Source organism: Vibrio sp. 10N.261.46.E11 (assembly GCF_041472735.1).
In the GTDB taxonomy this organism is placed as follows: domain Bacteria; phylum Pseudomonadota; class Gammaproteobacteria; order Enterobacterales; family Vibrionaceae; genus Vibrio.
Map to the genome: position 1 here is coordinate 76,728 of NZ_JBFRQW010000042.1, position 13,096 is coordinate 89,823.

Annotated in this window: 11 protein-coding genes; 7 read left to right on the forward strand and 4 right to left on the reverse strand. The window is 45.8% G+C overall.

The window, feature by feature from the left end; all coding sequences use genetic code 11:
* Window positions 1–28 precede the first annotated feature (28 nt).
* Both mrcB and hrpB read right to left on the reverse strand, forming a co-directional pair.
* Window positions 29–2,428 (reverse strand): penicillin-binding protein 1B, encoded by a 2,400-nt coding sequence (gene mrcB, locus AB4407_RS14200; protein WP_372121024.1) that lies wholly within the window; start codon window positions 2,426–2,428, stop codon window positions 29–31.
* Complete coding sequence (hrpB, locus tag AB4407_RS14205) at window positions 2,425–4,923, reverse strand: ATP-dependent helicase HrpB (RefSeq protein ID WP_372121025.1); 2,499 nt, start codon at window positions 4,921–4,923, stop codon at window positions 2,425–2,427. The genes mrcB and hrpB overlap by 4 nt, the downstream gene beginning before the upstream one ends.
* A gap of 34 nt (window positions 4,924–4,957) precedes the next feature.
* Here hrpB and sfsA point away from each other — a divergent pair, with 34 nt between their 5' ends.
* The 7 genes from sfsA to panC all read left to right on the forward strand — a co-directional run bounded on the left by sfsA (window position 4,958) and on the right by panC (window position 11,059).
* Window positions 4,958–5,716: a DNA/RNA nuclease SfsA gene (gene sfsA, locus AB4407_RS14210; RefSeq protein ID WP_372121026.1), complete on the forward strand. Its 759-nt coding sequence runs from the start codon at window positions 4,958–4,960 to the stop codon at window positions 5,714–5,716.
* Between the two features lie 135 nt (window positions 5,717–5,851).
* Window positions 5,852–6,298, forward strand: coding sequence for an RNA polymerase-binding protein DksA (gene dksA / locus AB4407_RS14215; RefSeq protein ID WP_009847581.1), 447 nt, complete (start codon window positions 5,852–5,854; stop codon window positions 6,296–6,298).
* Window positions 6,299–6,446: 148 nt separating this feature from the next.
* Window positions 6,447–7,349, forward strand: a complete 903-nt coding sequence (gene gluQRS / locus AB4407_RS14220) for a tRNA glutamyl-Q(34) synthetase GluQRS (RefSeq protein WP_372121027.1) — start codon at window positions 6,447–6,449, stop codon at window positions 7,347–7,349.
* 156 nt (window positions 7,350–7,505) lie between these two features.
* Entirely contained in the window at window positions 7,506–8,861 is a 1,356-nt protein-coding gene (gene pcnB / locus AB4407_RS14225) for a polynucleotide adenylyltransferase PcnB (RefSeq protein ID WP_372121028.1), read from the forward strand.
* Window positions 8,858–9,343 carry a 2-amino-4-hydroxy-6-hydroxymethyldihydropteridine diphosphokinase gene (gene folK, locus AB4407_RS14230; RefSeq protein ID WP_009847584.1) on the forward strand — a complete coding sequence of 162 codons (486 nt, stop codon included), beginning with the start codon at window positions 8,858–8,860 and terminating at the stop codon, window positions 9,341–9,343. Before pcnB ends, folK begins: the two co-directional genes overlap by 4 nt.
* Window positions 9,344–9,365: 22 nt before the next feature.
* Window positions 9,366–10,160, forward strand: a complete 795-nt coding sequence (gene panB, locus AB4407_RS14235) for a 3-methyl-2-oxobutanoate hydroxymethyltransferase (RefSeq protein WP_372121029.1) — start codon at window positions 9,366–9,368, stop codon at window positions 10,158–10,160.
* 8 nt (window positions 10,161–10,168) lie between these two features.
* A complete protein-coding gene (gene panC / locus AB4407_RS14240; RefSeq protein ID WP_372121030.1) occupies window positions 10,169–11,059 on the forward strand; it encodes a pantoate--beta-alanine ligase in 891 nt (296 codons plus the stop codon).
* A gap of 167 nt (window positions 11,060–11,226) precedes the next feature.
* On the opposite strand, the gene AB4407_RS14245 is transcribed toward panC, so the two are convergent.
* Together AB4407_RS14245 and AB4407_RS14250 are read right to left on the reverse strand one after the other, a co-directional pair.
* A complete protein-coding gene (locus tag AB4407_RS14245) occupies window positions 11,227–11,997 on the reverse strand; it encodes an ABC transporter permease (protein ID WP_009847587.1) in 771 nt (256 codons plus the stop codon).
* Between the two features lies 1 nt (window position 11,998).
* Window positions 11,999–12,916 carry an ABC transporter ATP-binding protein gene (locus tag AB4407_RS14250; protein ID WP_372121031.1) on the reverse strand — a complete coding sequence of 306 codons (918 nt, stop codon included), beginning with the start codon at window positions 12,914–12,916 and terminating at the stop codon, window positions 11,999–12,001.
* Window positions 12,917–13,096 lie beyond the last annotated feature (180 nt).

Consider the following 13,096-nt stretch of genomic DNA (forward strand, 5'->3'; position numbering starts at 1 on the left):
ATCCTTGTCATTCTTTTCTGTTATGACTTTACCACTGAAAAAGCTTCTTTAGCCACTGTTTTGGTTGACTTTCACAGCCCTTTTTAATGCTGCTACTTTCATCCCAGACCGGCAATTTGACTGTACCACCACAGTCAAACTCTAACGCCCCTTCAGAAGTTCGAGTAAAGCTAGCGGTCGCAATTCCTGTTGGCCAAGGCAGTAATAGTTGTTCAGGCGTTCTTTGCTTCAGATAATCAGCATAGACACGCAACGCACCGCTAGAACCGGTTAGTTTAGTCGGTTTATTGTCATCTCGGCCTAACCAAATCGTCGTGACTTCACGACCATCAACACCCACGAACCAACTGTCTCGACTGTCATTACTGGTACCCGTTTTACCAGCTAACCCAGCCCATGCAAACTGACCTTGTAAGAAACGACCTGTACCTTCTGATACACCACGCTTCATGGCATACGTTGTTAACCAAGCAGCTTGCTGGTCAACGCTTTGTGATACACGAGGGATAGACTGATACAGAACCTCACCATCATTATCAATAACCGAACGAAGTGCAGACAAAGGCGCAATGCGACCAGAGTTGGTAATGGTTTGGTACATCTGAGCAACTTGGAACGGAGTCAGTGAGAACGAACCCAAAAACATCGACGGTACTGGGCGAATTTCGTTTTTATCGACACCCAGTTTTCCAATGGTATCTGAGACGCTATCAATGCCTAACTGCATCCCCAAGCGAACCGTTGGTACGTTGTAAGACTTAGAAAGCGCAACATACAAGGGTACATCGCCACGGAACTTACGGTCGAAGTTTCTTGGGCTCCATACGCTGCCTTTACTGCCTTTCAAGCTCAGTGGCGTGTCCTTCAATGTTGTCGCCAACGTATACTTCTGAGGTTGTTCCAATGCGGTTAAGTAGATGGCAGGCTTAACCAAAGAACCAATAGGGCGACTCGCGTTCAAAGCACGGTTAAAACCATCGTAACCGGTACGTTTGCCGCCGACCATCGCTCGAATTTCACCAGTATTGCGATCCACGGCAATAGCTGCGGCTTCCAGTTTGTTACCTGCCGTTTTCGATAAATCAGGCACTTTACGAGCAATCGACTTTTCTAACTTGTCTTGGGAAACGGGATCCAGAGAGGTAAATACTCGAATCCCTTTTTTCGCTTCAAATCGATCGCCGACATACTTCTTAAGCTCAATGTTTACTTGTTGGAAGTAAGCGGGCTGACGGCTAGCAATACGTGGGTTGTCTTGAATATCCAAATCACGACTCGCCGCTTCTTCGTATTGTCGCGGAGTTAATATGTCTTGCTGCATCAATAAGCGAAGAACCAGATCGCGTCGAGTCTTAGCACGCTCAGGGTAACGAACCGGATTGTAATACGACGGTCCTTTCACCATACCCACCAGCAATGCTAGTTGATCGATGCGGAGCTCTTGAATTGGTTGACCGAAATACAAACGAGACGCTAAACCGAAGCCATGAATCGCTTGCCCACCATTTTGTCCAAGGTAAACCTCGTTTAAGTAAGCCTCTAGGATACGGTCTTTGCTGTAACGATGGTCCAAGATAAGCGCAATGTAGGCTTCACGAACCTTACGCCACAATGTACGTTCACTGGACAAGAACAGGTTTTTTGCCAGCTGTTGTGTCAGCGTACTACCACCCTGTACCGTTCGCCCAGCTTTGACGTTAACGACCATCGCACGAGCGATTGCTAATGGCGATACCCCATCGTGTTGATAGAAGCTTCGGTCTTCAGTTGCTAATAAGGCATCAACCATCACTTCTGGGAACTGATTACGTTTTAAGAACAGGCGTTGCTCATCGTTACTTTTTTCAAGCATGCCCAGCATTTTCGGTTCAACACGTAGATAGCCCATGTCGCCTTTCTTCTCTAGCGACTGTATACGAGTTAATTCATTGCCATTGAAGTGCAACATCACATGACGATCCGCTTCCGGCCCATCGACAAACTCGAACGGACGACGAATCATCTCTATCTTGGTTGAAGAAGAAGAGTACTCACCTGGGTGACGAGGAGAATTCACTTTACGGTAATTAAGTACATCCAGTTCATTCTTAACCTGTGTCAAACTCACCGCAGTCCCCGGAGACAGATCCAACACACGAGCATAAACAACGGTTGGCAGATCAAAAAGCTGACCTTCAAAACGCTGCTTAACCACTGAATCCAGATAAATACCGACGAACAACAGCAATGCGGCAAGTGCTAAGCCAGCTTTCCAAGAAATGCCCCAAAGGATCTTCAACCAACCTCGGTTACCCGTTTTTTGGGCTCTTGGTTTGCTCTTCTTCGCGGCGGCTCTTGGCTTTCTGGGCTTGGCTTTGGTCGCTGGTGACTTCTTTGCTTGCGCTTTTTTAGGTGGTGCCTTTTTTGGCGTTAACATTTTGGTCATCATCGATTCAACTGTCGTTTGGTTTTAGTGGTTGCTACATGGTTAGCAGGGTCATCCGGCCAAGGATGTTTTGGGTAACGGCCTTTCATCTCTTTTTGTACTTCTTTGTACGCGCCAGCCCAAAAGCCGGCTAAATCTTGAGTGATTTGCAATGGTCGCTGCGCTGGAGAAAGTAACTCAAGCACGACTTTTTTACGACCTTGCGCTATCAATGGTGAGTCTTGTTCGCCAAAGACTTCTTGCATTCGCACCGAGATCACCGGCTCCGATTGATATTGGTATCGAATCGCCTTTTTACTGCCCGTTGGCATCAGGTAATTAGTCGGTAGCCATTGATCGATTTCTTGATTCAGAGGCCAACCAAGGTACGCCGACAGTGCCTGTTCAATGGAAACACCCGACAACCCTTTTGCTGACTTTATGCCATTCAAATACGGCGATAACCAAGTATCTAGATGTTCAATTAAGCTAGCATTATCCATCGCAGGCCAATCATGTTCTGGTATCCAAAGCTGAGCGCAGCGTACACGCTCAACAAGCTGCTTAGCCGCTGGCGTCCAATGTAAACGGTCAAGCCCACATCGAGCGATATAATTGAGTAGCGCCTGGCTCGCCTGATTCGCATCGGGTTCTGGTAAAGCTTTGGTGCTGATAATCAACTTCCCCAAAGACACTCGCTGCTCTGCCACTAAGCGACCACGTTTCTCATCCCAATCGGCGTAATCGGAACACACAAACAGTTTTGGAAATTCAACTTCTAGCTGCGCAATATCAACCGCAGTAGCTAAGAAAACTTGACTGGCTCGCCCTGTGCTGCGCATCAAATCAATCACGACGATATAGTCATTATTCGCCAATGGATCATCATCACGAACTTCAGCACCGTGACCATTCGCCAGAAGGAACCCACTACTGGTTGCGCTTCTCGCTTGAGCTATTCGGTCAGGGAATGCAAAACAAAGCACTAATGGTAACAATGATTCATCAAGTTGTGACAAATCTACGTGATGATTGAGTTTGCTGGCGAGACTTTTCGCTCGCTGCATCACCACGCTGTTTTTCGCATGTTTTCTTTGCTTAAGTCGATGCAACGAATGCTGAATATCGGTGACGTTCCGTTCAGGTTCTTCAAGTAAAGCGGCGGCGACAATCGCAGCATTCAACAAGGCTTGGCTGCCCTGCTGCGCTTTTATCAGCATGCTGGCGATACGTGGCTCAAGACCTAAACGTTGAGCCTGTTTACCTAGCGCCGTAAATTGTCCATTGCTGTCTAGTAGCTCAAGGCTTTGCAGCAGTTGCTTGGCTTGTTCCACTGAAGCTTGTGGCGGAGCATCTAGCCATTGCAACTCGTCTGCATTTGCAGCGCCCCATTGCGTCAACTCAGCCACCAACGAAGACAAATCAGAATGTAGAATTTCAGGCTCCGGTACAGCGGGTTGCTGCATTAACTGCGTTTCGCTGTACAAGCGAACACACAGACCTTCTTCAATTCGCCCTGCACGGCCTGCACGCTGCTCAGCGGAAGACTGCGAGATTTTCACTTGCTCAAGCTTGGTGATGCCGGTTTTCAAATCAAACTTGGCGACTCGTTCAAGACCAGAATCCACCACCAACCGAATGCCCTCAATGGTCAAAGAGGTTTCAGCAATATTGGTGGCCAATACCACTTTGCGACGCCCTTTCTCAGACGGTGCTATTGCTTTCTGCTGTTGAGGAAAACTGAGTTGACCATATAAAGGACAGACATCGATATCGCTAGAGAGCTGTTCTAGTTGCGACTCCACCTGCTTAATCGCAGAAACACCAGGTAAGAATGCTAACAACGAACCGGATTCCTTCTCCATCAAAGAACGGATCACGTTCGCCATTTTAGAGGCTAAATATTCATTAGTACTGAGAGGCTGATAGCGAAAGTCGACAGGGAAAGTTCGGCCTTGAGATTCAACATACTTGGCATCAGGTAACAAAGATTGCAGCGCTTGTTGATCTAAGGTTGCCGACATCACCACCACTTTTAGATCGTCACGCAGCGCATCTTGGATCTCCAAGCTAAACGCCAATGCAGTATCTGCGTGAATGCTGCGTTCATGAAATTCATCAAAGATCACCATATCAACCCCAGTCAATTCAGGGTCGGTTTGGATCATTCTCGTCATGATCCCTTCAGTCACGATTTCCAAGCGAGTCGCACTACTGGTTTTAGATTCACCACGAACCCTATAACCTATGCTCTCTCCCACTTTCTCTCCCAACTGGCTCGCCAAGTAAGTCGCAATATTCCTTGCAGCCAAACGCCTTGGTTCAAGCATAATAATTTTGCCTTGAACAGCATTAGTTTTAACCAACTGTAAAGGGAAGAATGTTGACTTACCGGCACCGGGAGCGGCCTTTAGAATAAGTTGAGTGTGTGTTTGTACGCCAGCGAGCAGATCTGGCATCACAGCTTCTATGGGCAGTTGTGGCAATGGGTGAACCTTGTGGTGTAATGTTGGCAACATTGTACATAAAAACCTACCTCTCTAAATAAGTAATATGCACTTCAATCCTCCATTAGAGCCCGCGACTCTTATTAAACGCTATAAACGCTTTCTCACTGACATCCAACTTCCAGACGGCAGCGAGCGTACTATCCACTGCGCTAACACCGGAGCGATGATAGGATGTGCGACCCCTGGCAATACGGTGTGGTACTCAACGTCAGACAATGCAAAAAGAAAGTACCCAAACAGCTGGGAGATCTCAGAAACAGACAAAGGTCACCGTATTTGTGTAAATACTGCGCGGGCAAACCAGCTAGCGGTGGAAGCAATTGAAAATGGGACTATAGTTGAACTCTTAGGTTATAACGCGTTACGAACCGAAGTGAAATATGGCAGTGAGAATAGTCGCATTGATATTCTGCTTGAAGATAACGAAAAGCCGCCTTGCTATATCGAAGTAAAAAGTGTCACTTTGCTCGACGAACAAGCGTCAACTAAGCAACAAATATCAACTAAACAACAAGTGTCGACCGAAGGGCAAGGTTTTTTCCCTGATGCAGTGACAACTAGAGGCCAAAAACATCTGCGAGAACTCACAGAAATGGTCGAATCTGGAAGTAGAGCCGTACTTTTATTCACTGTTTTACATTCAGGCATTGAAAAAGTGTCTGCGGCACACCATATAGACGCCAAATATTCGTTATTACTAAAACAAGCACAAGACGCTGGAGTTGAAGTGCTTTGCTATAAAGCAGAGCTCAGCAGTACTCAAATACAACTAAAACAAGCCGTTAAATTTATCAATAACTAAGCAAAAATGCTGAACTATTCACATTGATTGCAAGTTTTAACAAGAGTATTTGCCACCATTCGTTCTTTCTGCTATAGATACCCGCCTTAAAATTAGCTGCTTTGCAGTTGACTAGGTGTAAATAGGAGATGCTGTATGCCAGAATCTAAGAAAAAAGCGCTAGGCATCCTAGCCATCGCAGGTGTTGAACCGTACCAAGCAAAGACAGGTGAAGAGTACATGTCACCTGAGCAAACGGAACATTTTACAAAAATTTTATCAGCTTGGCGCAACCAGCTCAGGGAAGAAGTTGATCGTACTGTGCACCACATGCAGGACGAAGCCGCGAATTTCCCAGACCCTGTTGACCGTGCTTCTCAAGAAGAAGAATTCAGCCTAGAGTTACGTAACCGTGACCGTGAGCGCCGTCTTATCAAGAAAATTGAGAAGACACTAGATAAGATCGAAGAAGACGATTTCGGCTTCTGTGATTCTTGCGGTGTCGAGATAGGTATTCGTCGCCTTGAAGCTCGTCCAACTGCTGACCTTTGTATTGACTGTAAAACACTTGCAGAAATCAAAGAGAAACAGATGCAAGGTTAATTCTTGCGGATGTAAAGAAAGGGAGCTTTGGCTCCCTTTTTTGTTTGTTTCAAAAAGCGATTGATATCGTTATTGATAGCGATAAGCTAATCGCCAAACGTCTTAAAAATCGGCTACTGCGGTACCATCAAGATTAGGTTTCTCACTCATGAATTATATCGGACGCTTTGCACCATCACCGTCAGGTCCTCTTCATTTTGGCTCACTGGTTGCTGCTCTTGGTAGCTACTTTCAAGCGAAGTCTAACCAAGGACAATGGTTAGTTCGTATGGAAGACCTCGATCCACCAAGAGAAATGGCTGGCGCTGCAGACCTCATTCTTAAGACGCTTGAGGCTTACCACCTGTATTGGGATGGTGATGTCGTTTATCAAAGCCAGCGCCATGGTCTATATCAAGCTCAAATTGATCAATGGGTCACTGACAATCAGGCCTACTACTGTCAATGTACCCGTAAGCAGATAAAGTCCTTGGGTGGGTTTTATAGTGGCCACTGCCGAGACAAAGGTTTGGTTGATTCAGGCGAACAGGCGGTGCGCTTGTGTATGGACTTTCCCATCGAGTCCTTTGATGATGTTCGTCACGGCACGATTCAAATTCCCAAAGCATTGGCTGGAGAAGATTTTATTATCAAACGCAGAGATGGGTTGTTTGCCTATAACTTGGCAGTTGTCCTTGATGACATCGAACAAGGGGTAACAGAAGTCGTTAGAGGTGCCGATCTGATAGAACCAACAGGTCGACAAATCAGTTTGTATAAGACGCTCAAGCAAAAAACCGTGAGCTACTTGCACTTACCATTGGCAACCGATGGCTTGGGGAATAAACTATCAAAACAGAACCATGCCACCGCAATAGATATCGACAACCCAAAACCGACGTTAATCAACGCGATGCGATTCTTAGGTTTTGATATCCCGAATGCTATTTGTGAAGCGTCAATAGATGACGTTTTATTGTGGGGCTGCCAGCAATGGAGCGTCAGTCAGTTACCTGAGAGCTTACAAAAAGAGCACAGCAATAAGCTCGAAACTAACGGCAATTCGCAATAACGATACATAAAAATACCGTAACAAATACCTGTGACTAAGCCGCCGATGTTCTCAAATGGCTCGCGCTAAGCTATTATTAGCCGCAATTAAACTCTGCACTACCACTTTGGACTAAGAGAAAAACAAAGCTGGCGATACCTACTTTGTTATAAACTAATGAATACAAACGACAATACCTCAAGCGAACAACGCGGATTCCACGAATTAGCTCTGAATATTTATACTCGTCAAGAGCACAATATTTCACGCAAGCAGATCAGCGACAATGCACTTAAAGTGTTATATCGCTTGAATGGTGCGGGTTTTGACGCATTTCTAGTCGGTGGTGGTGTACGCGATATCTTATTAGGCTCTCAGCCAAAAGATTTTGATATCGCGACCAACGCGACGCCAGAGCAAATCAAGCACCTCTTCAGAAACTGTCGCCTTATCGGTCGACGTTTTCGCTTGGCACATATCATGTTTGGTCGTGACATCATAGAAGTGGCAACTTTCCGTGGTCACCACCAAGAGCCATCGAAAAACGTTTCTGCGCAATCTGAAGAAGGCATGTTGCTACGCGATAACGTGTACGGTAATGTTGATGAAGATGCTGAGCGCCGTGATTTCACAATTAACGCGATGTACTACAACATTGCAGACTACAGCATCCACGATTACGCGGGTGGTGTAGAAGATTTAGAAGATAAGCTGATCCGTCTAATTGGCGACCCAGAAACGCGTTACCGCGAAGACCCAGTACGTATGCTACGTGCAATGCGCTTCGCTGCTAAACTGGATTTTGATATTGAGGAAGATACTGCCGACCCAATTGAGGAGTTAGCACACCTTTTAAAAGATATCCCAGCAGCGCGTCTTTACGAAGAATCTCTGAAATTACTGCAATCAGGTCACGGCTTAGAAACCTACCACCTGATGCGCGAGTACAACCTGTTCCAGCAGATGTTCCCCTCAGTAGCGGAACACTTCACTGAAGGTTACGACTCACATACCGAGCAAATGCTTGATTTGGTACTCGACTCAACGGATCTTCGTATCGAAGATGGCAAGCGAGTAAACCCCGCGTTTATGTTTGCTGCAATGCTTTGGTACCCAATGAACAAATTGGCAGACAAACTTGTCGCTGAACAGGGTATGGCGCACTACGATGCGATAATGGAAGCAAGTAACATCATTCTTGATCAACAAGTAAAATCAATTGCGATTCCTCGTCGCCATACCGCAACCATTCGCGAAGTTTGGCAACTGCAACTGCGACTACCTCGCCGCAATGGTAAACGTGCCGTTCGTCTGATGGAGCTAAACAAGTTCCGTGCTGGCTACGATTTCCTAGAAATGCGTGGCGAAATTGAAGGTGGCGAAACCAAAGAACTAGCAAAATGGTGGGAGCGTTATCAAACAGCAGGACGCAATATGCGTCAAGCGATGGCTAATGACGTAGCAGCACCATCAAAGTCGGGTCATCGCCGCCGTAAGACTTACCGTAATAAAAAAAGTAAGCAATCCGAATGATAACAGCTTACATTGCGGTCGGCAGTAATCTTGCCGACCCCGTTAGCCAAGCAAATTTGGCTATAGAAACGCTAAAGAATCTTCCGCGAACAACGTTTGTTGCGACCTCACAGCTATATAGTAGCACTCCAATGGGGCCACAAAACCAACCCGACTACATCAACGCGGTAGTAGCAATTAAAACAGAATTAACGCCAATTGAACTGCTTGATTGCACTCAAAAGATCGAGCAAGAACAAGGGCGCGTCCGTAAAGACGAGCGTTGGGGGCCAAGAACCTTGGATCTCGATATCGTGTTATACGGCAATGAGGTGATCGATTCAGAGCGCTTAACCGTTCCTCATTACGGAATGAAAGAAAGAGAGTTTGTGCTCTACCCGCTTGCTGAAATCGCACCAAGTTTACAACTCCCTGATGGGACTGAGCTGACAGAACTACTAAAAATAGTAGATAAGAACGGGCTCAATGTTTGGCAGCAATAGCCAAGCGCATTAAGGAAAATCAATGAAAAAAGTAACCATTAACGACCTAATCAAGTGCAAACAAGAAGGCCGTAAATTCGCGACGTCGACAGCTTATGATGCGAGCTTTGCTCAATTATTCGAAAGCCAAAATATGCCAGTTCTACTTATCGGTGACTCACTTGGCATGGTTCTACAAGGTCGTAACGATACATTACCAGTAACCGTTGAAGATATTGCTTACCATACTCGCTCAGTACGTGCCGGTAGCCCAAACTGTCTTCTTATGGCTGACATGCCATTCATGAGTTACGCCACACCAGAGCAAGCCTGTGAGAACGCAGCAACCTTAATGCGCGCTGGTGCGAACATGGTGAAAATCGAAGGCGGAAGCTGGTTGATTGAAACTGTGAAGATGCTAACAGAACGTGCTGTACCAGTATGTGCACACTTAGGCTTAACGCCTCAATCGGTAAACATTTTTGGTGGTTACAAAGTTCAAGGTCGTGACAACGAGCAAGCCGATAAGATGGTTGCTGATGCGCTAGCACTGCAAAATGCAGGTGCGCAAATCGTTCTTCTTGAATGTGTACCAGCTTCATTAGCAAAAAGAATTACAGAGGCTTGTGACGTACCGGTTATCGGCATCGGCGCAGGTAATGTTACCGATGGTCAGATCTTGGTTATGCATGACATGTTCGGTATTTCTGCGAACTACATGCCGAAATTCTCTAAGAATTTCCTAGCTGAAACAGGTGATATGCGTAAAGCCGTCGCTCTATACAAAGAAGAAGTAGAGAGCGCACGTTTCCCTGATGATGCTCATACAATCGCTTAGGAGTTACAATGCAAACTTTTGCTGAAATAGCGGCTCTTCGTGAGCAGATTAAACAGTTTAAGCGTGATGGACGTACGGTTGCTTTTGTCCCAACAATGGGAAACCTACATGAAGGTCACCTAACTCTGGTCAAGAAAGCTCGCGAGTTGGCTGACATTGTTGTGGTAAGCATTTTTGTTAACCCAATGCAGTTTGATCGCGCCGACGACCTAAATAACTACCCTCGTACGTTAGAAGCCGATTTAAACAAACTAACAGGTGAAGGGGTTGAGTTAGTCTTTACGCCAACACCAGAGGTCATGTACCCAGAAGGATTAGACAAACAGACGTTTGTTGAAGTCCCTGGAATATCTCACATGCTTGAAGGCGCCTCTCGTCCAGGTCACTTCCGTGGTGTCTCAACGATTGTCACGAAACTGTTCAACATCGTTCAGCCAGACTTTGCATGCTTCGGTGAGAAAGATTTCCAGCAACTTGCTATTATTCGCCAGATGACGACTGACTTAGCGTTAGACATTGAAGTTGTGGGTGTCGCGACGGTTCGTGAAATGGACGGTTTAGCTATGAGCTCTCGCAATAGCAATCTCACCATGGATGAGCGTCAACGAGCTCCAGTTTTAGCGCGCACCATGCGTTGGATTAGCAGCGCGATTCGTGGTGGTCGTGATGATTACGCGTCTGTCATTGAAGATGCAACAGATCAGCTTCGCGCTGCAGATCTGCAACCAGATGAGATCTTCATTTGTGATGCCAAGACTCTGCAAGCCATCACTTCAGAATCAACTCAAGCAGTGATTCTTATGTCAGCTTTCCTAGGTAAGACTCGTCTTATCGACAACCAAGTTCTTGATTTGGTAACGGAAACGAAAGAAGAAGTGAAAGAAGAAACTGCTGAGTAATCGCTTTCTCTCTTTACGTAAACCAAGCTACCGCAAAGCACAAATGAAAAACATAAAAAAGGTCGATGTAATATCGACCTTTTTCTTTGCCTGCGATTCAGGATAATTAATAGCTCCTAGATAACTAATAGATCCTGGATAACTAATAGCTCTTGGATAACCAAAAGTTAACTACGTAAGCCGATCCCCTTTGTAACTAAGTAATGTGCAATGCCATACAGCACGACAATAAACACACCTAGTACGCCAAACGACGTCACAATACCCACATCAGACACACCCAAAAAGCCATATCTAAACGCGTTTACCATATACACGATAGGGTTCAACTTCGATACACCTTGCCAGAATTCAGGCAATAGACTGATCGAGTAGAACACACCACCCAGATACGTCAGCGGCGTTAAAATGAAGGTTGGGATAATAGAAATATCATCAAACGTGCGTGCGAATACCGCGTTGATCAAACCACCCAGAGCAAACACAACCGACGTGAGAAATACCGTCGCAATGATCACGCCCCAGTGGTCGACTTGAAGGTCAACAAAGAACAGCGATACAAAGGTGACGATAGTGCCCACTAACAAGCCACGCACCACGCCGCCCATTACGAAGCCGGCGATAATCACGTAGTTAGGAACAGGCGCTACAAGCAGCTCTTCAATGTTCTTCTGGAATTTGGCACTAAAGAACGATGAAGCAACGTTGGAGTATGAGTTGGTGATCACCGACATCATGATCAGACCGGGCACAATGTATTCCATGTAGCTAAAGCCGTTCATTTCACCAATACGCGCACCAATCAGGTTACCGAAGATGATGAAGTAAAGCGTCATGGTAATCGCTGGCGGCACCAGAGTTTGCACCCAGATACGCGTGAAGCGATTGATCTCTTTGGTCAACAAGCTGCAGAAAGCGGTCCAATATAGGCTGTACATATTATTTATTCCCCTCACGGACGATACTCACAAATAGCTCTTCTAGGCGGTTTGCTTTGTTACGCATAGAGAGGACTTTTACCTGCTGTTCGCTCAATTGTTCAAAGATGGTATTCAAACCTAAATTCTTGTCGATTTCGATTTCTAGCGAGCCATTAACCATCACTTGGCTATTCACACCTTCAAGCTTAGGTTCAGTCGCGCCCTCTTCCAGATCCAGAATAAAGGTCTCAGCACTCAATTTGCCCAACAGCGCTTTCATGGTGGTGTTCTCAATCAGTTCACCGCGATTGATAATACCAATGTTGCGACACAGCATTTCCGCTTCTTCTAGGTAGTGCGTCGTCAAAATAATGGTGATGCCCTGCTTCTCATTGATCTCTTTCAGGAATTCCCACATTGAACGACGCAGTTCAATATCAACGCCTGCCGTTGGTTCATCAAGGATCAACAAATGAGGTTCATGCATCAATGCACGTGCGATCATCAAGCGACGCTTCATACCACCAGATAAGTTACGCGCACGTTCGCCACGCTTTTCCCACAAATCGAGTTGAGATAAGTACTTTTTAGCGCGTTCTTTAGCAAGTGCTTTCGGTACACCATAGTAACCCGCTTGTTGCAGCACGATCTGTTCAACCGTTTCGAACGGGTTAAAGTTAAACTCTTGCGGGACTAAACCTAAGTTCAACTTCGCTAGCTCCAGATCGGTATCAATGTCGTAGCCAAACACTTTAACCTTGCCTGACGTTTTATTTACCAGTGAAGAGATAACACCAATGGTGGTGGATTTACCCGCACCATTTGGGCCAAGTAGTGCGTAAAAGTCGCCTTTTTCTACTTGTAAACTCACGCCCTTAAGAGCCTCAAAGCCCCCTGCATAAGTTTTTCTTAGTTGCTCAATTTCTAATGCATACATAGAGATAGACTGCCATTTGCTATAGATAAGATGTTGATGGCCGAGCTTGAGGAGAGACTAATGCTTAAACGTGCTAGCAGAAAACTAACCCAAACTTATACCAATCGTAGTAACTAACTGGTCACCCTAGCTTGTTAAAAATCTCGATAACTTCGTTAGAATTTTTGATTGTAGAATAAC

Bases quoted from the DNA above. Each gene is read 5' to 3' on its own strand.
- hrpB (WP_372121025.1), bottom strand. From the start codon at position 4,923: ATGTTGCCAACATTACACCACAAGGTTCACCCATTGCCACAACTGCCC.
- AB4407_RS14245 (WP_009847587.1), bottom strand. From the start codon at position 11,997: ATGTACAGCCTATATTGGACCGCTTTCTGCAGCTTGTTGACCAAAGAG.
- dksA (WP_009847581.1), top strand. From the start codon at position 5,852: ATGCCAGAATCTAAGAAAAAAGCGCTAGGCATCCTAGCCATCGCAGGT.
- gluQRS (WP_372121027.1), top strand. From the start codon at position 6,447: ATGAATTATATCGGACGCTTTGCACCATCACCGTCAGGTCCTCTTCAT.
- pcnB (WP_372121028.1), top strand. From the start codon at position 7,506: ATGAATACAAACGACAATACCTCAAGCGAACAACGCGGATTCCACGAA.
- AB4407_RS14250 (WP_372121031.1), bottom strand. From the start codon at position 12,916: ATGTATGCATTAGAAATTGAGCAACTAAGAAAAACTTATGCAGGGGGC.
- sfsA (WP_372121026.1), top strand. From the start codon at position 4,958: ATGCACTTCAATCCTCCATTAGAGCCCGCGACTCTTATTAAACGCTAT.
- panC (WP_372121030.1), top strand. From the start codon at position 10,169: ATGCAAACTTTTGCTGAAATAGCGGCTCTTCGTGAGCAGATTAAACAG.
- folK (WP_009847584.1), top strand. From the start codon at position 8,858: ATGATAACAGCTTACATTGCGGTCGGCAGTAATCTTGCCGACCCCGTT.
- panB (WP_372121029.1), top strand. From the start codon at position 9,366: ATGAAAAAAGTAACCATTAACGACCTAATCAAGTGCAAACAAGAAGGC.
- mrcB (WP_372121024.1), bottom strand. From the start codon at position 2,428: ATGATGACCAAAATGTTAACGCCAAAAAAGGCACCACCTAAAAAAGCG.